The organism is Geodermatophilus pulveris, assembly GCF_900188375.1.
In the GTDB taxonomy this organism is placed as follows: Bacteria; Actinomycetota; Actinomycetes; order Mycobacteriales; family Geodermatophilaceae; genus Geodermatophilus; species Geodermatophilus pulveris.
Genome location: NZ_FZOO01000001.1, coordinates 366,925 through 387,926 on the forward strand (window position 1 = coordinate 366,925; position 21,002 = coordinate 387,926).

Annotated in this window: 19 protein-coding genes; 12 read left to right on the forward strand and 7 right to left on the reverse strand. The window is 76.9% G+C overall.

All coding sequences use genetic code 11. The annotated features are described in order from the left end of the window. Window positions 1-111: 111 nt before the first annotated feature. The gene (locus CHB98_RS01840; RefSeq protein ID WP_089303889.1) at window positions 112-1,116 is read right to left on the reverse strand and encodes a hypothetical protein; all 1,005 of its coding nucleotides are present in this window, start codon (window positions 1,114-1,116) and stop codon (window positions 112-114) included. 37 nt (window positions 1,117-1,153) lie between these two features. After that, a complete protein-coding gene (locus CHB98_RS01845) occupies window positions 1,154-1,609 on the reverse strand; it encodes a metallopeptidase family protein (RefSeq protein WP_089303890.1) in 456 nt (151 codons plus the stop codon). 189 nt (window positions 1,610-1,798) lie between these two features. On the opposite strand from CHB98_RS01845, the gene CHB98_RS01850 reads away from it, so the two are divergent. From CHB98_RS01850 to manA, 5 genes are all read left to right on the forward strand, one after another. Further along, window positions 1,799-2,149, forward strand: a complete 351-nt coding sequence (locus CHB98_RS01850) for a DUF3499 domain-containing protein (RefSeq protein ID WP_089303891.1) — start codon at window positions 1,799-1,801, stop codon at window positions 2,147-2,149. Between the two features lie 65 nt (window positions 2,150-2,214). Then, complete coding sequence (locus CHB98_RS01855) at window positions 2,215-3,576, forward strand: phosphomannomutase/phosphoglucomutase (RefSeq protein WP_089303892.1); 1,362 nt, start codon at window positions 2,215-2,217, stop codon at window positions 3,574-3,576. Further along, window positions 3,573-3,785, forward strand: coding sequence for a Trm112 family protein (locus CHB98_RS01860; protein ID WP_089303893.1), 213 nt, complete (start codon window positions 3,573-3,575; stop codon window positions 3,783-3,785). The genes CHB98_RS01855 and CHB98_RS01860 overlap by 4 nt, the downstream gene beginning before the upstream one ends. Then, window positions 3,782-4,927: an SIS domain-containing protein gene (locus CHB98_RS01865; protein WP_089303894.1), complete on the forward strand. Its 1,146-nt coding sequence runs from the start codon at window positions 3,782-3,784 to the stop codon at window positions 4,925-4,927. Before CHB98_RS01860 ends, CHB98_RS01865 begins: the two co-directional genes overlap by 4 nt. Before the next feature lie 110 nt (window positions 4,928-5,037). After that, a complete protein-coding gene (gene manA, locus CHB98_RS01870) occupies window positions 5,038-6,213 on the forward strand; it encodes a mannose-6-phosphate isomerase, class I (RefSeq protein WP_089303895.1) in 1,176 nt (391 codons plus the stop codon). A gap of 10 nt (window positions 6,214-6,223) precedes the next feature. On the opposite strand, the gene CHB98_RS01875 is transcribed toward manA, so the two are convergent. Both CHB98_RS01875 and CHB98_RS01880 read right to left on the reverse strand, forming a co-directional pair. Continuing rightward, on the reverse strand, window positions 6,224-7,228 hold the full coding sequence (locus tag CHB98_RS01875; RefSeq protein WP_143424913.1) for a lysylphosphatidylglycerol synthase domain-containing protein: 1,005 nt from the start codon (window positions 7,226-7,228) through the stop codon (window positions 6,224-6,226). Further along, window positions 7,225-9,516, reverse strand: a complete 2,292-nt coding sequence (locus tag CHB98_RS01880; RefSeq protein WP_179224082.1) for a hypothetical protein — start codon at window positions 9,514-9,516, stop codon at window positions 7,225-7,227. Before CHB98_RS01880 ends, CHB98_RS01875 begins: the two co-directional genes overlap by 4 nt. 169 nt (window positions 9,517-9,685) lie before the next feature. On the opposite strand from CHB98_RS01880, the gene CHB98_RS22610 reads away from it, so the two are divergent. Further along, window positions 9,686-10,438 carry a glycosyltransferase gene (locus CHB98_RS22610; protein WP_089303897.1) on the forward strand — a complete coding sequence of 251 codons (753 nt, stop codon included), beginning with the start codon at window positions 9,686-9,688 and terminating at the stop codon, window positions 10,436-10,438. On the opposite strand, the gene CHB98_RS01890 is transcribed toward CHB98_RS22610, so the two are convergent. From CHB98_RS01890 to CHB98_RS01900, 3 genes are read right to left on the reverse strand one after another with little or no spacing between them, the layout of a single operon-like run. Next, window positions 10,429-11,379 carry a Gfo/Idh/MocA family protein gene (locus CHB98_RS01890; protein WP_089303898.1) on the reverse strand — a complete coding sequence of 317 codons (951 nt, stop codon included), beginning with the start codon at window positions 11,377-11,379 and terminating at the stop codon, window positions 10,429-10,431. The genes CHB98_RS22610 and CHB98_RS01890 overlap by 10 nt on opposite strands. Beyond that, complete coding sequence (locus CHB98_RS01895) at window positions 11,376-12,479, reverse strand: DegT/DnrJ/EryC1/StrS family aminotransferase (RefSeq protein WP_089303899.1); 1,104 nt, start codon at window positions 12,477-12,479, stop codon at window positions 11,376-11,378. Before CHB98_RS01895 ends, CHB98_RS01890 begins: the two co-directional genes overlap by 4 nt. Then, on the reverse strand, window positions 12,476-13,069 hold the full coding sequence (locus CHB98_RS01900) for an acyltransferase (protein WP_089303900.1): 594 nt from the start codon (window positions 13,067-13,069) through the stop codon (window positions 12,476-12,478). Before CHB98_RS01900 ends, CHB98_RS01895 begins: the two co-directional genes overlap by 4 nt. Window positions 13,070-13,248: 179 nt before the next feature. Here CHB98_RS01900 and CHB98_RS01905 point away from each other — a divergent pair, with 179 nt between their 5' ends. The 6 genes from CHB98_RS01905 to CHB98_RS01930 all read left to right on the forward strand — a co-directional run bounded on the left by CHB98_RS01905 (window position 13,249) and on the right by CHB98_RS01930 (window position 20,998). Next, window positions 13,249-14,151 (forward strand): GmrSD restriction endonuclease domain-containing protein, encoded by a 903-nt coding sequence (locus tag CHB98_RS01905; RefSeq protein ID WP_218822211.1) that lies wholly within the window; start codon window positions 13,249-13,251, stop codon window positions 14,149-14,151. A 141-nt stretch (window positions 14,152-14,292) separates the two neighbouring features. Beyond that, a complete protein-coding gene (gene ahcY / locus CHB98_RS01910) occupies window positions 14,293-15,792 on the forward strand; it encodes an adenosylhomocysteinase (RefSeq protein WP_089303901.1) in 1,500 nt (499 codons plus the stop codon). Between the two features lie 138 nt (window positions 15,793-15,930). Continuing rightward, complete coding sequence (gene mtrA, locus CHB98_RS01915) at window positions 15,931-16,647, forward strand: MtrAB system response regulator MtrA (RefSeq protein ID WP_089303902.1); 717 nt, start codon at window positions 15,931-15,933, stop codon at window positions 16,645-16,647. A gap of 7 nt (window positions 16,648-16,654) precedes the next feature. After that, complete coding sequence (mtrB, locus tag CHB98_RS01920) at window positions 16,655-18,397, forward strand: MtrAB system histidine kinase MtrB (protein ID WP_089303903.1); 1,743 nt, start codon at window positions 16,655-16,657, stop codon at window positions 18,395-18,397. Further along, the gene (locus CHB98_RS01925; RefSeq protein ID WP_089303904.1) at window positions 18,394-20,136 is read left to right on the forward strand and encodes an LpqB family beta-propeller domain-containing protein; all 1,743 of its coding nucleotides are present in this window, start codon (window positions 18,394-18,396) and stop codon (window positions 20,134-20,136) included. The genes mtrB and CHB98_RS01925 overlap by 4 nt, the downstream gene beginning before the upstream one ends. Window positions 20,137-20,218: 82 nt before the next feature. Next, window positions 20,219-20,998: a ComF family protein gene (locus CHB98_RS01930; RefSeq protein ID WP_089303905.1), complete on the forward strand. Its 780-nt coding sequence runs from the start codon at window positions 20,219-20,221 to the stop codon at window positions 20,996-20,998. Window positions 20,999-21,002: the final 4 nt, after the last annotated feature.

A 21,002-nucleotide genomic window follows, 5' to 3' on the forward strand; every position in this document is an offset into this window, starting at 1 on the left:
GGGGCCCCACGGAGGGGCCGACCCGCGCACGCAGCGCCGCGTGACACCACCTCGCCACCGCAGCCGCCGACGGACCCCGTCGGCGGCTGTCGTGTCCCCGGGGGAGTTCCCTCACCCCGCGTACCGGACGGCGTTGAGGCCCGGCGCGTCCACGCTCGCGGCCCGGTCGGTACCGAGGAACAGCGTGCCCGCGGCCGGCGCCCACCCGTCCCGGACCGGCCCGGCGGGGGAGACGGTGACCGCCAGGTCGTAGACCCGCCCGGTGTAGGCCGGCGGGGTGGCGATCGGACGGGTGTAGGACGGGAACCGGCCGGCCAGCCGCAGGTCCCGGCCCTCGCGGGTCACGGCGAGCGCCGGTGAGGGCAGGTCGGCGTACTCCGTCCGCGACCGCACGCAGCCGGCGGCCGCTGGGTCGACCGGCGGCTCGGCGGCCAGGCAGTTCCAGGTGGGGAGCAGCAGGTGCCCCAGCGCCGTCGCGCCGTCCCCGGCCGCGGTGACGCTCACCGACGGGTAGGCCACCGTCGTCCCCACCGCCTGCCGCTCGACGACGACGCCGCCGAAGGCCAGCCGGGCCACCACGCCGTCCTCCCCGAGCGGCACCGACCGGTCGGCCAGCACCCCGGCGCCGCCCTCGCCGGGCAGCGGGTCCGCCGGCACGGCCGGCAGGTCCGGCGGCGGGGCGGGCGGCGTGGGCCGCCCGGCCGGCGCGGGCGTCGCCGTGCCGGGTGCCGGTCCGGCGGCCACGGCGCCGCCGTCCCCGCGGGTGGCCGCGGACAGCCCGGCCAGCGCGGCGACCAGGAGCAGGGCCACGGCGGCCATCCCGGCCACGGCGCGGGGGCTGCCGTCGGGGACCTCGACGACCCGGGCACCGTCCTCGGCCGCGGCGGGCGGGGCCTCCGGTGCGGGCGGCGTGCCGGGCGGGGACTCCAGGAAGCCGGGCAGGTCGTCGTCCCGCCACCGTGGTACCGGGCGCACCGGGCGCGGCTCCCCGGGTGCGCCGGAGCCGGGGGACGGGCGCCGGCCCCCGCCCAGCGCCGCCGCGGCCAGGCCCGCGGACCCGAGCAGCGCCAGCACCAGCACCAGCCAGGGGACGGCGGCCGGCACGGAGGGGTCCATCGCCGCAGAGCATCCCAGCCGACGCCGGGGCCCTCCCTCAGCCGGTGGGGTCGATCTCCTCCGGGTCGCGGCCCAGCAGCACCGCGACCTGGTCGACGACGACGTCGCGCACCAGATCGGCGAGGTCGTCGCGGTCGTGCGCGCGCAGCTCCAGCGGCCGCCGGTAGACGACGATCCGCGGCGGCACCTCCCGGGTGCCGTCCCGGTGTGCGGGCAGCACGCGGGCCAGCGGCACGCTGCCGTCGTCGAGCACGTCGGCGTCGAGCACCACCTCGTCGGGGGTGGTGTGCTCCACCCACGGCACGTCCTCGACGGCGAACTCGACGCCGGCCAGCTCCTTCTCCCACCGCCGCTCGAGGTCCTCCACCGCGTCCAGGACGAGGTCGTCGAACCGCTCGGCGCGGCTGCGGGCCAGGGGGACGCCGTCGGGGACGAGGCGCCCCCGCAGCCCCCGGCCGTGCCGGTCGCGGCGGGATCGGGCGGGTCGGCTCATGACGGGTGCGAGCGTACGGCCGCAGCGGATCGAGGGCGTCCGGTGCGCGGCGGGCGGGACCGCACGGCGGGGCCCACGGGGCGGTCGTGCAGGATGGGACCACCGCCCGCGGACCGGCACCGAAACGCGGTGCGCCTGATGCCAACGACCCCGGGACGCGGCTACTGTGCCGTGCGTGAGGAACCGGTGGTGAGGCAGTCACGTCGCTGCTCGCGCAGCGGCTGCGCGCAACCGGCGGCGGCGACCCTGACCTACGTGTACGCGGAGTCGACCGCCGTCGTCGGCCCGTTGGCGACGTTCTCGGAGCCGCACAGCTACGACCTCTGCGAGTTCCACGGCGAGCGGCTGACCGTGCCGCGCGGCTGGGAGGTCGTCCGCCACGAGATCGACGTCGAGGACTCCGGCCCCACCGGCGACGACCTGCTCGCCCTGGCCGACGCCGTCCGCGAGGCCGCCCGGCCCGAGCCGCCGCGCAACCCCGCCGACGACGGCAGCGGCACCCGGCGCGGCCACCTGCGGGTCCTGCCCGACCTCTCCTGAGCGAGGGCGTCCGGTCCCCCGACCGCTCCGGGCGAGCCGGAGGGGGGCACCGCTAAGGTCGCCGCGTGCCGGACCTGTCCACGATCATCAAGGCCTACGACGTGCGCGGCGTCGTCCCGGACGAGTGGGACGAGGCGGTCGCCCGCCGGATCGGCGCGGCCTTCGCCGAGCTCGTGCACACCGAGAGCGGCGCCGCGGCGGTGGTGACCGCGCACGACATGCGCGACTCCTCGGTGCCCCTGTCGCGGGCCTTCGCCGAGGGCGTGCTGTCCCGCGGCCTGGACGTCCTCGAAGCCGGTCTCGGCTCCACCGACCTGCTCTACTTCGCCTCCGGCTCGCTCGGCGTGCCGGGCGCGATGTTCACCGCCAGCCACAACCCGGCCCGCTACAACGGCATCAAGCTCTGCCGGGCCGGCGCGACGCCCGTGGGCCAGGACTCCGGGCTGGCCACGATCCGGGCGTGGGCCGAGCGCGACGCCTACGACCGGGTGCCGGACCGGACCGCGTCGGTCAGCGGGCGCGACCTGCTCGCCGGGTACGGCGCCCACCTGCGCTCGCTGGTCGACCTGTCCACCGTCCGGCCGCTGCGGGTGGTCGTCGACGCCGGCAACGGCATGGGCGGGCACACCGTCCCGGTGGTCCTCGACGGCCTGCCGCTGGAGGTCCTCCCGCTGTACTTCGAGCTCGACGGCAGCTTCCCGAACCACGAGGCCAACCCCCTGGACCCGGCCAACCTGGTCGACCTGCAGGCCGAGGTGCGCCGCACCGGCGCCGACCTCGGGCTGGCCTTCGACGGCGACGCCGACCGGGTCTTCGTCGTCGACGAGCGCGGCGAGCCGGTCAGCCCCTCGGCGGTGACCGCACTGGTCGCCGTCCGCGAGCTGGCCACCGGCCGGGGGACGACGGTCATCCACAACCTCATCACCTCCCGCGCGGTGCCCGAGATCGTCCGGGAGCACGGCGGCACCCCGGTGCGCACCCGGGTCGGGCACTCGTTCATCAAGGCCGAGATGGCCCGCACCGACGCCGTCTTCGGCGGGGAGCACTCCGCGCACTACTACTTCCGCGACTTCTGGCGGGCCGACACCGGCATGCTCGCCGCCATGCACGTGCTGGCCGCGCTGGGCGAGCAGAGCCGGCCCCTGTCGGAGCTGACCGCCGGCTACACCCGGTACGCCGCCTCCGGCGAGGTCAACTCGACGGTGGCCGACGCGGCCGGCCGCACCGCCGCCGTCCGGGAGGCCTTCGAGGCCGAGGGCGCGGCGTTCGACGAGCTGGACGGGCTGACCGTCGACCTGCCGGACGGCTCGTGGTTCAACCTGCGGGCCAGCAACACCGAGCCGCTGCTGCGGCTCAACGTCGAGGCGCCGGACGAGGCGCGGATGACCTCCCTGCGGGACCGAGTGCTGGAGATGGTGCGCGCATGACCACGGGAGCCCCGACCGGCCAGGGACCGCTGGGCCTGGACCCGGTGCTGCTGGAGATCCTCGCCTGCCCCGACACGCACCACAGCCCGCTGACGGTGGACGAGGCGGCGGGCGAGCTGCTGTGCGCCACCTGCGACCGGGCCTTCCCCGTGCGCGACGGCATCCCCGTGCTGCTGCTCGACGAGGCCCGGCACCGGGGGCAGGCGTGACCTCCCCGGAGCTCGCCGAGGAGGTCCTCGACGACCTCGGGCTGCTGCGCGCCCGCGACCCGCGCGGCCTGCTGCCCGCGGTCGCCGGCGCCGGCGCGCAGGTCCGGGAGACCGCGCGGCTGACCGGGGAGGCCGGCCTGGAGCGGGTCACCGCCGGCGGCCGCCCCCGCGGGCTGGTCATCGTGGCCCGCCGGGAGGGCGCGGTGGCCGCGCAGGTGCTGCGGGCGCTGCTGGGGCCGGCCAGCCCGGTCACCGTGGACGTCGTCCCGGGGCCGGACCTGCCGGTGTGGACCGGGCCCAGCGACATCGCCGTCGTCGCCACCCGCACCGGCGCCGGCCGCTACGCCGTCACCCCGGCCTACGAGGCGGCCCGCCGCGGGGTGACGCTGCTGGGCATCGGCGCCGAGGACGCCCCGCTGCGCGCGGCGTGCTCCACCGCCCGAGCCCCCTACGTCCCGCTGCCGCGCTCCCGGGTGCGGCACACCACGCTGTGGTCGCTGCTCACCCCGCTGCTGCAGCTCGGCGTCGGCCTGGACCTGCTGTCGGAGGACGCGGGAGACCTGGAGGCGATCGCCGCGGCCCTCGACGAGGTGGCCACCGAGTGCGGGCCGACCCGGGAGTCCTTCGTCAACCCGGCCAAGACGCTGGCCCTGGAGCTGCTCGACGCGCTGCCGCTGATCACCGCCGAGGGGCCGCTGGCCGGCACCGCGGCCGCCCGGATCGCCGACCAGCTCGCGACGCTGGCCGGGCTGCCGGTCACCACCTTCCGGATGCCCGACCAGCGGGTGGCCGCCTGCGCCGTCCTGCGCGGGCCGCTGGCGCCCCAGGGCGGGGCCGACGACTTCTTCCGCGACCGCGCCGACGACGCCGGCCGCCGGCTGCGGCTGATCACCATCCGGGACCCCGACGCCGGGGAGCACGACGGGGCGGGGGAGCGCGAGCCCCGGTCGGCGCGCGAGGCCCTGTCCGAGGCGCTGCGCAGCGCAGCGGCGGCGAACGTGCCGGTGAGCGGGCTGGCCGAGCACGGGGACCCGCAGCGCTACGGCCGGCTGCCCCGCCTGGCCCGCCAGCTGGCCGTCGCGGACTTCACCGCCGCCTACCTCGCGCTGGCCCTGGACGCCGAGCGGTCGGCACCGGCGTGAGCGGGCCGCAGGTGACACGGCGACGGCGGGCTGCCCCGGATGTCGGAGGTGGCGGTGCTGTGGTCAGTACCAGCCCCGGCGACCCGTCCCGGCCAGTAGCCTCTGCGCTGATGTGGCCCCTCACCAGCGCCGTCCGGTTCTACCCGTGGGGGAGCCGCACGGTCATCCCCGAGCTGCTCGGCCAGCCCAGCCCGGCCGCCCAGCCGCACGCCGAGCTGTGGATGGGCGCGCACCCGGACGAGCCGAGCGAGCTGGCCGACGGCCGTCCGCTGGACCGGGCGATCGCCGGGGAGCCCGAGCAGCTGCTGGGCGCGCCGGTGGTGGACCGCTTCGGGCCGCGGCTGCCCTTCCTGCTCAAGGTGCTCGCCGCCGATCGGCCGCTGTCGCTGCAGGCGCACCCCACGATGGAGCAGGCCGCCGCCGGCTACGCCGCCGAGGAGGCGGCCGGGATCCCCAAGGACGACCCGGCGCGGACCTTCAAGGACCCGTGGCACAAGCCCGAGCTGCTGCTCGCGCTGACCACCTTCGAGGCGCTGTGCGGCTTCCGCCCGGTCGAGGAGTCGCTGCACTGCCTGGCCAAGCTGCAGCTGCCCGAGCTCAAGCCGACCATCGCCGCGCTGGCCCGGGGCGGGCTGCGGGCGGCCATCCCGCAGCTGATCGCCCTGTCCGGCCGGCGCCGGACCTCGCTGGTCGAGGCGGTCGCGACCCGCGCCGCCTCCTTCGTCGCGGCAGCGGACCCGGAGTTCATCAACACCTACCGCTGGGCGGCCACGCTGGCCGAGTCCTATCCCGGTGACCCCGGCGTGGTGATCTCGCTGATGTGCAACCACCTCAAGCTGGCCCCGGGCGAGGCGGTGTTCCTGCCGCCGGGCAACCTGCACGCCTACCTCCGCGGCGCCGGCATCGAGGTCATGGCCAGCTCGGACAACGTGCTGCGCGGCGGGCTGACCAGCAAGCACGTCGACCTCGCCGCGCTCATCGAGGTGCTCGACTTCTCCGACGGCCGGATCCCGGTGATCCACCCGGTGCTCGGCCCCGGCGGGCTGCGCTACCCGGTGCCGGTGGAGGACTTCGACCTGACCCGGGTGCAGCTGGACGACCGGACCGGCAGCCTGACCACCGCGGGGCCGCAGGTGCTGCTGTGCACCGAGGGCCGGGCGGTGCTGGAGGCGGCCGACGGCGAGCTGGTGCTCGAGCGCGGGCGCTCGGCGTTCGTGCCGGCGGGGGAGCCGGTCACCGCCCGCGGCCCGGCACTGCTCTACCGGAGCACGACGAACCTGCGCTGACCCCGGCCGGTCAGCCGCGCGCCCGGCGCCGGGCCGCCAGCGTCGCCCCGCCGGCGGAGGCCAGCTCGACGACGGTGAACAGCACGCGGGACACCACGGCCAGGGCGAGCGCCTGCCCGTAGGGGAGCACCGCCGCCAGCGCGGCCACGACGACCAGCTCGCGGGCCCCGATGCCCGACGGCAGCACGAAGGCGACCAGGCCGGCGGTCATCGCCACCCCCATGGTCCCGATGCACAGGAGCAGCAGCAGCGGCCGGCCCACCGGGCCCGGCTCGCGGACGGCGTCGACGAGGACGAACAGGTGCACGCCGTAGCACAGGGCGACCAGCAGGCTGAGCCCGACGGCCCGGGTGATCGCCCCGCCGGCCAGCCGCCGCGGCAGCGGACCCTGGCGCAGCAGGGCCAGCACCCGGTCGAGCAGCGGCGTCAGCGCCGCGGGGTGCAGCAGGGCCAGGCCCACCGGGAGCAGAGCGAACAGCCACAGCAGCCCGGGCCGGCTGCCGGCCAGCGCCGGGACGGCGAGCAGGCCGGCGGCCAGCGAGGTGACGACGGCGACCCCCGCGGTCAGCAGCGACGCGGTCAGCCCGCGGGCCCGGGACACCCCGGCGGCCCGGGCCAGCTCCATCTGCAGCACGAAGGCCACGACCGACCCGGGGACGTACTTGCCGAGCTGGCCCACCAGGTAGATGCGGGCGGCGGTGGCCGCGCCCAGGCGCACACCCATCGCGTCCAGTGCCGCCCGCCAGACCAGCGGGCTCAGCAGCACGCCGCCCGCCACCGCGCCCAGGGCGAGCACCAGGTACGGCCAGGGCAGCGCGCGCAGCGTGGCCGACACCGCGTCCCGCTCGCGGACCACGGCGACCACGGCGAACGCGACGACCACCGCGACCAGCAGCCGGCGGCCCCAGGTGAGCAGCGCACCCGGCAGGCGGCGGCCCGGCGCGGCCGGCCCCGTCGGCGGCGCCGGGGGACCACCGGCGTCGTCGGTCACCGGCACCCGGTCGGCGGGCGTCATCGCCGGGACGTGCCCGCGGGGACGGCGTCCTCGCGCGCGTCCCTGCCGGCGCCGGGCCCGGCCGGCCCGGCGGACCCAGCGGGGGACGGCGGGACCGCCGGCCGCCGCCCCCGCCACCGGACGGCGACCCAGGCGGCCGACTGGCCGAGGACGAGCAGGGTCGCGACGGCGGCGACGGCGAGACCCACCGACCGCCCGGGTGAGGTGAAGCGGACCTCCAGGTCGTGCCGGCCGGCCGGCACGTCGACGGAGAGCAGCCCGGCCGGGCCGTCGCGCACCTCGACCGGCTCCCCGTCCAGCGTCGCGCGGTACCCGGGCCAGGCCAGCCGGGCGAAGACCAGCGAGCCCGGGGCGTCGGCGTCCACGGTCACCGACTCCCTCGTGGCCGTGCTGCGGTCGGCCAGCACCTCGACGCCCGGGGAGGCCCAGGACAGCCGCCCGCCGTACCCCACGACCGGTTCCCGGACCCAGACGGTGCGCAGGCCGTCGCGGACCGCCAGCGACCACCCCGCCGGTGGCGGCCCGGCGGCGGGCCCGGGGAACAGCCGGGCGTCGAGCACCAGGGTCTGCACGCGCAGCAGGTCCACCAGCGGCACGCCGGTGCCCTCGACCGGTGCGAGGGCGCGGTCCAGCGCCTCCGGGCACACCTGGCCGCGGTAGCCCATGCACAGGGCCGCGTAGAACTCCTCGAACCCCATGCCGCTGTAGCGCACGATCGACTCGCGGCCGGACATCAGCGTCTCGTTGCCGAACAGCAGGTGCCCGGTGTACCGGCCGGGCGCCGTCCGCAGCGTCTCCGGGTCGGCCAGCTGCAGCACCGTCCCGCGGTACGCCGACGAGACCTCCCGCACCTCTGCGATGGAGCTGGGCAGCCGGGCCAGGTCCTCCGCGCCGGACTCGCGGACCGGCAGCAGGGCGGACTGGTAGCCGACGACGAGGACGGTGCCGGCGACCAGGACCGCCGCCCACGCGGTGCGGCCCCGGCGGCGGTACGCCGCGAGGGCCAGGAGCACCAGGGCGAGCACGCCGGCCGTGGCCACCGCGTGCATGCCCGCGAGCTCGGGGCGCACCGCGAAGGACAGGTACCCGCCGGCCAGCACGACGACGACCGTCGCCACGGTCCGCCGGCGCACGGCGTCGGTGGCCAGCCCGGAGGAGAGCAGCAGCGCCAGCACGACGGCCAGGGCCAGGTAGAGGTACTCGACCAGGCGGATGGGCCAGCGGAACAGCCACAGGTTCGACGGCCCGACGGTCAGCGCCGCGAACACGACGGCGACGACGGCCACGCTGGTGAGCCGGCGGTCCGGGCGGCGCAGCCCGCGCCAGGCCACCCAGGGCAGCAGCGGCAGGGCGAACCAGATGGCGTAGGTCGACGGCGAGCGCTCCAGCAGCGCCCCGCCGAAGTTGAGGATCGCCGGCAGGTACGTCGGCGCGCTGGAGGCCAGCAGGTCGCCCAGCTGCGGGACCAGGAACGTGTCGTTGGCCAGCATCGCGGTCTGCTGCCGGTCGGTCACCGGCAGCGTGGCGGCCAGGGGCAGGAACACCAGGGCCGCCGTCGCGCCGACGCAGCCGCCGGTGAGGACGAGGCCGCCCAGCGCCCGCCAGTCCCGCCGCCCGGCGAGCTCGGCGGCGATGCCGGCCAGGACGACGATCATGCCCAGCGCCGCGTACGGGTTGCCGGTGGTCATGGCGAGGGTGCCGAGGGCGAACGTGACGACGGGCGCGAGGTGCCCGCGGGACTGCCGGCGCGCGGCCCACCAGAACCAGGTCACCCAGGTGAACGCCATGAGCCCGGCCGGCCAGCCGTTGGCCTCGTAGAACAGCGTGAAGCCGGTGACCGGGACGGCGGTGGCGACCACGGCCGCGGCGAGCCGGTCGGCGCCGTACTCGCGGAACAGCAGGTACGCGCCCGTGCCGAGCAGGGCCAGGAACTGGACCTGGACCAGGGCCGCGGCCGCGGCCAGGTCGTCGAACAGCGAGACCAGGACGTAGTCGGCCAGCTGCACCGGGTTCCACAGCGCGTAGGTGCCCTCGGCGGCGTAGTTGCCGCCGGTCCAGCCCGCCGGGTCCATCGGCGGCCACTGCCCGCTGCGCAGCTGCCCGCCGAAGTGGTGCCACAGCGGGACGAAGGACTGCGGGTTGTCGCCGCCGTAGTAGAAGTCGTGCCGCTGCAGGAACGGGACGGTCGCCAGGACGGCGACCGCCAGGCCGACGGCGAGGGCGGCCGCGGCCTCGGGCAGGGGACGGCCACCGCGCCGGCGCGCCGGCGTCTTCGGGACCGTGCTCACCCGAGGGCTCCTCCTCCGTGGTACCGGGGTCCGCGGCGCGCCCGCCGGCGGCGACCCGGCCGCGCTGCCGACCGGAGCGGTGGGCGAGCCGTCGGTCCCCGGGACGTTACCCTCCGGGAGCGGACCGGTCCCGGAGCCGACGCCGCGAGTGGCGCGACGGGGGGACGGCATGGGAACGGTGGCGCTGACCTACGTCGTGCCCGCGCACAACAGCGCGTCGGCCATCGAGCCGACGCTGCGGGCGCTGGCCGGCCGGCTGGCCGGCCGGGACGCCGAGGTGGTCGTCGTCGAGAACGGCTCCACCGACGGCACCGGCGACCTGCTGGAGCGCCTGGCGGCCGGCTGGGACCACCCCGGGGTGTCCCTGCGGGTGCTGCGCTCGGCGAAGGGGATGGGCAACGCCTACCGCGCCGGCATCGCCGCCAGCCGCGGGGAGCGGGTGGTGCTCACCGCCGACGACCTGCCGTTCGGCTTCGACGACCTCGACGCGGCCGACGGCGTGGACCCCACCGTGCACCCGGTGGTGGTCGGGTCCAAGGGGCACCGGGACTCCGACGTCGACCGCGGGCTGCTGCGGCACGTCCTCACCCGGGGCTTCCGGCTGCTGCGCCGGCTCGTCCTCGGCATGCGCACGCTGGACCCGCAGGGCACGTTCGTGCTCGCCGGGGACTGGGCCCGGGCGGTGGGGCCGCGGCTCACCGAGCCGGGCTACCTGGTGACCACGGAGCTGTGCTTCCTCGCCGAGCGCTCGGGGGTGCAGCCGCTGGAGGTGCCGGTCCGGCTCGCCCCGGCGCACCGCGGCCACGGCAGCCGGGTCACCGCGCGGGACGTCTGGCAGATGGGCGCGGGCCTGGCCGGCATCCGCCGCCGGCACGGCGCCGCCGTGGCCGGCGGCGTGCGCGGCGCGGCCGCTCAGCGGTAGGCGCCGGCCGAGCGGCGCACGGCCAGCGCCAGCTCCAGTGCCCGGCGGCCCTGCGTCCCGGTCACCCGCGGCGTGCGCCGCTGCGCCACGCACTCGAGGAACTCGCCGAGCTCCAGTGCGAGGGGCTCGCCGCGGTCGTCCAGGAACGGGATCTCGATCAGGCCGGTCTGCCGGTAGCGGGCGCCGCCCTCGGACAGGAACTCGTCGTGGTCGACCCGGTGCACGGTGAGGTCCTGGCGGACCAGGTCGAGCACCACGAAGTTGGCCCGCTGGGTCAGCTCGATCCGGCGGATCTTGGTCTGCCCGACCCGGCTGGCCGTGAGGGTCGCCGTCACCCCGTCGGCGAACTCGAGCAGGGCGGTGGCGAGGTCGAGGGAGCCCGACCGCTCACGGCGGCCCACGGCCTCGACCCGCGCCACGTCCGAGCCGGCCAGGGCCAGGGCCAGCTCGAGGTCGTGGATCATCAGGTCCAGCACGACGTCGGCGGTGACCCGCGGCGAGAAGGGGCCCATCCGGGTCAGCTCGACGTGCAGCAGGTCCTCGACGATGCCGTCCAGCTGCAGCACCGCGGGGTTGAACCGCTCGATGTGCCCGATCATGAGCACCCGGTCGTGCCGCCGGGCCGCCTCGATGAGCCGGTCGGCGTCCTCCGTGGTGGTCGCGATCGGCTTCTCCACCAGCAGGTCCACGCCGGCCTCCAGCAGCGGGACGCCGATCGCGGCGTGCAGCTGGCTCGGGCCGGCGACCACGGCGGCGTCCGCGCGGTCGGCGACCACCTCGGCGTCGGCGCTCCAGGCGGCGCCGACCGAGGCGGCCAGCGCCCGGCCGCGCTGCTCGTCGGGGTCCACGACCAGCGTCACCTCCGCCTCGGACAGCCGGCTGAGGACCCGCGCGTGGTTGCCGCCCATCATCCCCGCGCCGACGACGGCCACCCGGGTCACCGCAGCACCTCGGCGACGGCCTCGACGACCCGGTCCAGGTCGGCCCGGTCCAGCTTCGGGTGCACCGGCAGGGAGACGACCTCCCGCGCGGCCTGCTCGGCCAGCGGCGTGGGCTCGATGACCACCCGCGGGTGCTCCCGGTAGCAGGCGTGGTCGTGCACCAGCCGCGGGTAGTAGACGCCGGCCCGGACGCCCCGGTCGGCCAGGCCGGCCACGAACCCCGCGCGGTCCACGGCCGCGTCCGCGGTGACCCGCACCGTGTACTGGTGGAAGACGTGGTCGCGGCCCTCGGGCACGGCGGGCAGGACCAGGCCGGGCAGCCCCCGCAGGTGCCGGGTGAGGTGGGCGGCGTTGGCCCGGCGGGCGTCGTTGATCGCCCGCAGCCGGCGCAGCTGCGGGATGGCGATGGCGGCCTGCAGGTCGGTGAGCCGGTAGTTGTGCCCGGGGACCTCGTACTCGTACTGCGCGCGCATGCCCTGGTTGCGCAGCACCCGCAGGCGGTCGGCGAGCGCGGCGTCGCCGGTGGTGATCATCCCGCCCTCGCCGCACATGACGTTCTTCGTCGCGTAGAAGGAGAAGCAGCCGGTCCCGGCCGAGCCGACCGAGTGGCCACCGATCCGCGCGCCGTGCGCCTGGGCGGCGTCCTCGACCAGGGCCAGGCCGTGCCCGGCGGCCAGCCGCGCGAAGGCGGGCACGTCGGCCGGCAGCCCGTACAGGTGCACCGGCACCAGCGCCCGCGTCCGCGGCCCGACCAGCGCCGCCGCCGCGGCCGGGTCGAGGCAGAAGTCGCCGCCGACGTCGGCGAACCGGGCGGTGGCCCCGGTCTCCAGGACGGCGTTGAGCGTGGCCGCGAAGGTGAACGGGCTGGTGACGACCTCGTCGCCGGGGCCGATGCCGAGCGCCTGCAGGGTGGCCACCAGGGCGGTCGTGCCGTTGTTGACCGCGACGGCGTGCTCGACGTCGTGCGCGGCGGCGAACTCGCGCTCCAGCTGCTCGACCTTCGGGCCCTGGGCCAGCCGCCCGGAGCGGAGGACCTCGAGCACGAGCGCCTCCTCCTCCGGTCCGACGTCGACGGCGGAGATCGCGATCGGGGTGCTCACGCCGCCTCCTCGGGGCCGCCGGTGGCCGGGGCGCGGTGCCGGTCGCAGCGCAGGTCCGCCGGGCGGTCGGGCTCCCGGCTGACCACCTCGCCGCACGCGCAGACCCAGCCGGCGTGCCGGGCCGGGTTGCCGGCGACCAGCTGGTGGGCCGCGACGTCCCGGGTCACCACCGCGCCGGCCGCGACCATGCAGCCGGCGCCGAGCACCGTCCCGCACACCACGGTCGCGTTCGCGCCGACGGAGGCGCCGTCGTGGACGGCGGTCGGGGTGACCGTCCAGGCGGTGGCGGACGCCCGCGGGCGCAGGTCGTTGGTGAACACGGCGCCGGGGCCGACGAAGACGTCGGAGCCCAGGGTGACGCCGGTGTAGACCGAGACGTTGTTCTGGATCTTGCAGCGGTCGCCGACCACCGCCCCGGCGTCGACGAACACGTTCTTGCCGAGCACGCAGTCCGCGCCGACGACGGCGCCGGACCGGACGTGCGCGTGGTGCCAGACCCGCGTGCCGGGGCCGATCGTGACGGGCTCCTCGATGACCGCGGTCTCGTGCGCGGCCGCCGGGTGGCGTGCGGGCTCCTGTGCGGAGGGCATGGTCTCCGTCCGGGTCGGGGTGGTCCACGTCGGGCACGGACCGGTCCCGGGCAGCGTACGACCGCCACGCCGCGCGCCGGCCCGGCGTGGCCGGACGCGGTCTCGCACGGGCGTGTCGCGGCGGCCACCCCCGGTCCGACCCCTAGCGTCGGGTGCCCCGGTCCCGCCCGAGGAGGCCCGTGCCCGTCCGCCCCGCTGCCGTCCGGCCGCGCACCCGCCGCGGCCGGCTGCTCGCCGGTGCCGTCCTGGTCGCGCTGGCCGGCTGCGGCCTGCAGCCGGCACCGGCCGGTGGGCCGCCGAGCGGGCTCCTGGACGACGCGGCCGCCGACGCCGCCGTCGCGGCCGCACCGGCCGGGTCGGCGCTGGCCGCGCTCGCCGAGGTGGAGGTGCGCGGCCGGGCCCCGCGGACCGGGTACGACCGCGACCTGTTCGGCGACGGCTGGCTGGACACCGACCGCAACGGCTGCGACACGCGCAACGACGTGCTGGCCCGCGACCTGACCGGGGAGCGGCTCCGGTCGGGCAGCGACTGCGTGGTCGTCTCCGGCACCCTCGCCGACCCCTACTCCGGGCGCACCATCGAGTTCCGCCGCGGGGAGGGGACGAGCGACGACGTGCAGGTCGACCACGTCGTCGCGCTGTCCGACGCCTGGCAGAAGGGCGCCCAGGGGTGGGACGCCGACCGGCGCGCCGCGTTCGCCAACGACCCGCTCAACCTGCTCGCCGTCGACGGGCCGCTGAACTCCCAGAAGCGGGACGCCGACGCGGCGACCTGGCTGCCGCCGCGGGCGGCCTACCGCTGCGCCTACGTCGCCCGCCAGGTCGCGGTCAAGGCCGGCTACGGGCTGTGGGCCACCCGCGCCGAGCGCAACGCCGCCGCCACCGTGCTGTCCGGCTGCCCCGAGGAGCCCCTGCCGGGCGCGGTCGCGGTCTCCCCGGCGGCGCAGCCGGCGCCCTCGACGCGGACGTCCTACGCCGACTGCGCCGCCGTCCGCGCGGCCGGGGCGGCGCCACTGCGGCGCGGTCAGCCGGGGTGGCGCGACGCCTTCGACGGCGACGGCGACGGCCTGGCCTGCGAGTAGCCGGCGGCGCGTACCCTGGGGCGCGGCACGAGCCCCGCCGAAGCCTCGGCATGCTCGCTCTCCCCGCCGCGCGCGGGGATCGCAGCGACCTGCATCCGACACGCATCGCCTGGCTCGCGGGCCGGGCGGATCTGGAGCGACATGACCGCCAGCACAGGCACCCGCACGCTGACCACCCCGACCGGCGAGGCCGACTTCACGGTCGCCGACCTCTCCCTCGCCGGCTTCGGCCGCAAGGAGATCACCCTCGCGGAGCACGAGATGCCGGGCCTCATGGCCCTGCGAGAGGAGTACGGCGACGCCCAGCCGCTGGCCGGCGCCCGCATCGCCGGCTCGCTGCACATGACCGTGCAGACCGCCGTCCTCATCGAGACGCTGGTCTCGCTGGGCGCCGACGTCCGCTGGGTCAGCTGCAACATCTTCTCCACCCAGGACCACGCCGCCGCTGCGATCGTCGTCGGCCCCGACGGCACCCCCGAGCAGCCCGCCGGCGTCCCGGTGTTCGCCTGGAAGGGCGAGACGCTGGAGGAGTACTGGTGGTGCACGCAGCGCCTCTTCGAGTTCCGCGGCGAGGACGGCGAGGTCGTCGGCCCCAACATGCTCCTGGACGACGGCGGCGACGCCACCCTGCTGGTGCACCTGGGCACCCGGTTCGAGGCCGACGGCGCCGTCCCGGACACCACCGAGGCCGACTCCGAGGAGTACGGCGTCATCCTCGACGTGCTGCGCGGCACGCTCGCCGACGACGCCGGCTATTGGACCCGCATCGGCCAGGGCGTCGCCGGCGTCACCGAGGAGACCACCACCGGCGTCATGCGGCTCTACGAGCTCGCCCGCGACGGCCGGCTGCTGTTCCCCGCGATCAACGTCAACGACTCGGTCACCAAGAGCAAGTTCGACAACCTCTACGGCTGCCGGCACTCCCTCATCGACGGGCTCAACCGGGCCACCGACGTGATGATCGGCGGCAAGGTGGCCGTCGTCTGCGGCTACGGCGACGTCGGCAAGGGCTGTGCGGAGTCGCTGCGCGGCCAGGGCGCCCGGGTCATCGTCACCGAGATCGACCCGATCAACGCCCTGCAGGCGGCGATGCACGGCTACGAGGTCACCACGCTGGACGAGGTGATCGGCAAGGCGGACATCATCATCACCGCCACCGGCAACCGCGACATCATCTCTGCCGAGCAGCTCGGGCAGACCAAGCACCAGGCGATCGTCGGCAACATCGGCCACTTCGACAACGAGATCGACATCGCCGGTCTCGCCCGGACGCCCGGCGTCGAGCGGACGACGATCAAGCCGCAGGTCGACGAGTGGCGGTTCGCCGACGGCCACACGATCATCGTGCTCTCCGAGGGCCGGCTGCTGAACCTGGGCAACGCCACCGGGCACCCCAGCTTCGTCATGAGCGCCTCGTTCTCCAACCAGGTGCTCGCCCAGATCGAGCTGTGGACCAACCGGTCGGCCTACGAGGGGAAGGAGCCCGGCGTCACGGTGCTGCCCAAGAAGCTCGACGAGCACGTGGCCCGGCTGCACCTCGGCGCCCTCGGCGTCACGCTCACCGAGCTGTCCAAGGTGCAGGCCGACTACCTCGGCGTCCCGGTCGAGGGCCCCTACAAGAGCGACCACTACCGCTACTGACGGAAGGACCCCCTCGCCCCCCACCGCTCGCCGGCTCGCGGCGGGGCCCTGCGAGGGGGCCGTTCCAGCACGGCGGGGCACCCGTCCGGATCACCGGTCCGGACGGGTGCGCCCGTTTTCCGGCCCGCCCAGCGCAGAATGGGCGCCGTGCCACCCACCGCGTCCCAGAACGGGCCCAGCCGCGGCCGTGTCCTGGTCGTCGACGACGACGCCGCCCTCGCCGAGATGCTCGGCATCGTGCTCCGGCGGGAGGGCTACGAACCGGCCTTCGTCTCCGACGGCAACCGGGCGGTGGGCGCCTTCCAGCAGACCCGCCCCGACATCGTCCTGCTGGACCTGATGCTGCCCGGCCGCAACGGCCTGCAGATCTGCCAGGACATCCGCACCCAGTCCACCGTGCCGATCGTCATGCTCACCGCCAAGGGCGACACCATCGACGTCGTCCAGGGGCTCGAGGCCGGTGCCGACGACTACGTCACCAAGCCGTTCAAGCCGGTCGAGCTGGTCGCCCGGGTGCGCGCCCAGCTGCGCCGCGGGGAGACCGGACAGGCGGAGAGCCTGGCCATCGGCGACGTGCAGATCGACGTCCCGGCCCACCAGGTCACCCGGGACGGCGTGCCGATCGCGCTCACCCCGCTGGAGTTCGACCTGCTCGTCGCCCTGGCCCGCAAGCCGCGCCAGGTCTTCACCCGGGAGCTGCTGCTGGAGCAGGTCTGGGGCTACCGGCACGCCGCGGACACCCGGCTGGTCAACGTCCACGTGCAGCGGCTGCGCGCCAAGATCGAGCGGGACCCCGAGAAGCCCGAGATCGTGCTGACCGTGCGGGGTGTGGGCTACAAGGCCGGCCCCCCGTGACGGCGCGGTGAGCACCACCCGGCCGGCGCCCGCGGCCCCGGCCACCGCCCCGGGCGCGTCGTCGACCGGCGTCCCCGGCTCCGCACCCCCCGCGCGGCCGCGACGCGGCCTGTCCGCCGACCTCCGCGCGGTGCGCCGCGGGCTGCGCCGCCGCACCCGGCGGGCCCGGCGGCTCGCCCGGCGGGCGGGCGCCCGGGTGGCGGGCACCTGGCGCTCTTCGCTGCACGTGCGGATCGGCCTGATCACGATGGCCGTGGCCGGCGCGGTCGTGGTGATCGTCGGGCTGGTGTTGTTCAGCCAGATCCGGACGCAGCTGCTGTCGGTCAAGGAGCAGGCGGCCATCGACCAGGCGCAGGCCGGCGTCATCTACGCCCAGAGCGAGGTCGTGGGCATCGCCGCCGGGGACGGCGCGAGCGTGCGCGCGACGCTGGAGCGGACGGTCGAGCAGCTCCGCGACCGCGGCGGCCGGGCCGGCGACTTCGAGGTCGTCATGGTCTACCGGACCGGTGACTCCGAGCGGGCCCCCGCGGTCAGCCAGCGCGGCGTCTTCCCGGCGATCCCCGCCGAGCTGCGCGCCGACGTGGCCTCCGGGGGTCAGTACGCGCAGTACGCGCTGGTCCCCGACGGGAGCGGCCGGCCGGTGGCGACCTACCTCGTCGGCGCGCCGGTGTCCACCGGCGCGGCGGGTGCCGAGCGGATCGAGCTGTACCACGCCTTCCCGCTCGAGCAGGAGGCCGAGAGCCTCTCGCTGATCCGCAGCACGGTGGTCATCAGCGGCATCGCGCTCACCCTCTTCGTCGTCGGCATCGCGGTGCTGGTGACCCGGCTGGTCGTCGACCCGGTGCGCCGGGCGGCGGGCACCGCCCAGCGGCTGGCCGACGGGCAGCTCGAGGAGCGGATGGCGGTGCGCGGCGAGGACGACCTCGCCCGGCTGGCGACCAGCTTCAACGCGATGGCCGACAGCCTCCAGCGGCAGATCACCCAGCTGGAGTCGCTGTCCCAGCTGCAGCAGCGGTTCACCTCCGACGTGTCCCACGAGCTGCGCACGCCGCTGACCACGGTGCAGATGGCCGCCGAGGTGCTCTACGAGTCCCGCGAGGACTTCCCGCCGCACGTGGCCCGCTCCGCGGAGCTCATGCACGCCGAGCTGGACCGGTTCGAGACCCTGCTCACCGACCTGCTGGAGATCAGCCGGTACGACGCGGGCGCGGCCGTCCTCGACTGGGAGCCCACCGACCTCGGCGCGCTGGTGCACCGGGTCACGGCCGGGGTGTCCGCGCTGGCCGAGCGGCACGGCTGCGAGCTGGTGGTGACCGCCCCCGGCTACGAGGTCATCGCCGAGGTCGACGCACGCCGGGTGGAGCGGATCCTGCGCAACCTGGTCGGCAACGCGATCGAGCACGGGACCGGCCGGCCGGTGGAGGTGGCCTGGGCGGCCAACCGGACGGCGGCGGCGGTCACCGTGCGTGACCACGGCGTGGGCCTGTCCCCGGCCGAGGCCCAGCACGTGTTCGACCGGTTCTGGCGCGCCGATCCCTCCCGGGTACGCACCGTCGGCGGCAGCGGGCTGGGCCTGTCGATCAGCCTGGAGGACGCGCGGCTGCACGGCGGCTGGTTGCAGGTGTGGGGCCAGCCGGGGACCGGCGCGCAGTTCCGCCTCACCCTGCCGCTCGCCGCCGGCACCGACCTCACCAGCTCGCCGCTGCCCCTGCGGCCGGCCGCCCTCCGGCGCCCCCGGGGTGGGCGGTGAGGTCCGCCGGGGCGGTGCTCGCGGCGGCGCTGCTGGCGTCGTCGACGGCCTGCTCCACCGTCCCGACCAGCTCCCCGACGGTGCAGATCACCCAGGCGCCGCCGCGCGCCGACGGCCCGGTGGGCATCGAGCCGCTGTCCCCGGAGCCGGGTGCCACCCCGGAGGAGGTCGTCCGCGGGTTCGTGGAGGCCACCGCCAGCACGGTGATCGGGCACCCGGTGGCCCGCGAGCACCTGGCCCGGGAACCGGCGGGCTCCTGGGCCGACGACGCCGGCATCACCCTGCTCGGCGCGGACTACGCCACCGTCACCACCGACACCGGCACCGTGGTCGTCACCGGCGAGCTCGTCGGCACCATCGACCAGCGGGGGGCCTTCTCCGTCGGCGGGCAGGAGGTCTACTCCCGGGAGTTCCGGCTCGAGCAGGTGGACGGCGAGTGGCGGATCAGCGACCCGCCCGACGGGCTGCTCATGCTCCTGCCGGACTTCGAGCGGCTCTACGAGCGGCGCGACCTCTACTTCCTGGACCCCACCGGCAGCCGCGTCGTCCCCGACCCGCGCTACCTGATCGGCGGGGAGGCGCAGCCCACCGTCCTGGTCGACCGGTTGCTGGACGGGCCCTCGGCGGTCCTGGCCGCCGGCGTGCGCACCGCGCTGGACGACCTCGCGCTCGGGGACGCCGCGCTGGGCAGCACGGTGGAGGTCTCCGGCCAGGTGGTGCGGGTCGACCTCACCGGCATCGCCGACGCGCCGCCCGCCCGGCTGGCCGAGCTGTCCGCGCAGCTGGTCTGGACGCTGGGTCAGCTCACGTCGGTGCGGTCCGTGGAGGTCCTCGCCGACGGCGACCCGCTGGCGCTGGACGGCGTCCCCGCGGTGCAGACCGTCGACACCTGGGCCGCGCTGGACCCCGACGCCGCCCCGGTCGACGCGGTGGGGCACTACCTCGTCGACGGCGCGCTGTGGACGGCGGCGGAGACGCCGGCACCGGCGCCCGGGCCGGCCGGGGCCGGGGCCTACGGGCTGTCCGGCGCCGCGGTCGCCACGGACCCGAGCACCGGTCAGCTCACCGGCATGGTCGGCGTCGCCGAGCGGGACGGGCAGGCGACCCTGCTCACCGGCCGCTACGGCGGTGACCTCACCCCCGTGCTGACCAGCGGGTCGCTGACCGTGCCGACCGTGGCCGCCACCCGCGAGGAGTTCTGGCTGGTCCGCGACGGGTCGACGGTGGTCCGGCTGCCCGCGGGCGCGCCGCCCCAGGCGGTCAACGCCGTCACCCTGCCCGGCCTGGGCCGGGCCACGGCGCTGCAGCTGTCGCCCGACGGCGTCCGCGCCGCCGTGGTCGTCGAGGACGGCCCGCGGCAGAGCGTGCACGTCGGCACGGTGGTGCGCTCCGACGACGGCCCGGTCGCGCTGCGCGACTGGCGCGAGGTGACGCCCACGCTGGGGGAGGTGACCGACGTGGCATGGCGGACGGCGGGCAGCCTGCTGCTGCTGGCCGGGGACTCCGGCCGGGAGCGGACCGCCCCGTACACGGTCGGCGTCGACGGCTGGGACCTCTCCCCGGTGCCCACCGCCGGGCTGCCCAGCCAGGCCACCCGGGTGGCCGCCGCGCCGGGGCGCCCGCCGCTGGTCAGCGCCGGCGGCACGATCTGGGAGTGGCAGGCCGCCGGGGGCACCTGGGTGACCCTGGTGCGCGGGCAGCAGCCGCAGCCGGGCACCGAGCCTCTCTACCCCATGTGATCGAAGACCCGCTGCCACCGGGGGTGTCCACAGATGGCCCGCGGACCCGTGCGGCGCCGTGGCGGGGCGCCAGGCTGGGGGAGTGGACGGCGGGCTGCTCACGGCGCTGGGCGACCTGCTGCTGCCCCGCGAGTGCGCCGGCTGCGGCGTACCGGGCGCCGTCCTCTGCCGGCGCTGCACCGCCCTGCTCGCCGTCCCGCACCTGGCCCAGCCGCGCCGATTCCCGGCGGGCTTCCCGCCGACCGTGGCCGCCGGCGCCTACGCCGGGCCGGTGCGCCCGGCGGTCAACGCCTTCAAGGAGCGCGGCCGCGCCGAGCTCGCCCGCCCGCTGGGCACCGCGCTGGCGCTGGCCGTCGCCGGCGTGCTCGCCGGGCTGCCGGCGCCGGCGGGCCCCGTCCGGCTGGTGCCGGTGCCCAGCGGCGCCGCCGCGCTCCGCGCCCGCGGCCGCGACCACGTCCGGGAGCTGACCGCCCGCGCGGTCGCCGAGCTGCGCGCCGCCGGGGTGCCGGCGGCCGAGGCCCGGCTGCTGCGCCGCAGCGGCCGCGCCGCGGACTCCGCGGGCCTCTCGGTGGCCCAGCGGCGGGCCAACCTGGCCGGCACCGTCGCGCTGTGCCCCGGCCCGCACCGGCTGCCTCCCGGGGCCGTGCTGGTGGTCGTCGACGACGTCGTCACCAGCGGCGCCACGCTCACCGAGGCGGCCGCGGTGCTCGCGCCGGCGGCCGGACCCGACGGCCCCCCGGTGCTCGCCGCGGTGGTCGCGGCGACCCCCCGGCGCGCGCCCGCGCGGGGGGCGCCGGGCATCCGGGCAGGTCGGCCGGCGGGGCCCGGCGATCGACTGTCGGGACCCGGTACCGGGGTCTAGCGTG

Excerpts from the sequence above, each read along its gene's own strand:
- CHB98_RS01840 (WP_089303889.1), bottom strand. The coding sequence starts at position 1,116 with ATGGACCCCTCCGTGCCGGCCGCCGTCCCCTGGCTGGTGCTGGTGCTG.
- CHB98_RS01845 (WP_089303890.1), bottom strand. The coding sequence starts at position 1,609 with ATGAGCCGACCCGCCCGATCCCGCCGCGACCGGCACGGCCGGGGGCTG.
- CHB98_RS01860 (WP_089303893.1), top strand. The coding sequence starts at position 3,573 with ATGACCACGGGAGCCCCGACCGGCCAGGGACCGCTGGGCCTGGACCCG.
- manA (WP_089303895.1), top strand. The coding sequence starts at position 5,038 with ATGTGGCCCCTCACCAGCGCCGTCCGGTTCTACCCGTGGGGGAGCCGC.
- CHB98_RS01875 (WP_143424913.1), bottom strand. The coding sequence starts at position 7,228 with ATGACGCCCGCCGACCGGGTGCCGGTGACCGACGACGCCGGTGGTCCC.
- CHB98_RS22610 (WP_089303897.1), top strand. The coding sequence starts at position 9,686 with ATGGGAACGGTGGCGCTGACCTACGTCGTGCCCGCGCACAACAGCGCG.
- CHB98_RS01900 (WP_089303900.1), bottom strand. The coding sequence starts at position 13,069 with ATGCCCTCCGCACAGGAGCCCGCACGCCACCCGGCGGCCGCGCACGAG.
- ahcY (WP_089303901.1), top strand. The coding sequence starts at position 14,293 with ATGACCGCCAGCACAGGCACCCGCACGCTGACCACCCCGACCGGCGAG.
- mtrA (WP_089303902.1), top strand. The coding sequence starts at position 15,931 with ATGGGCGCCGTGCCACCCACCGCGTCCCAGAACGGGCCCAGCCGCGGC.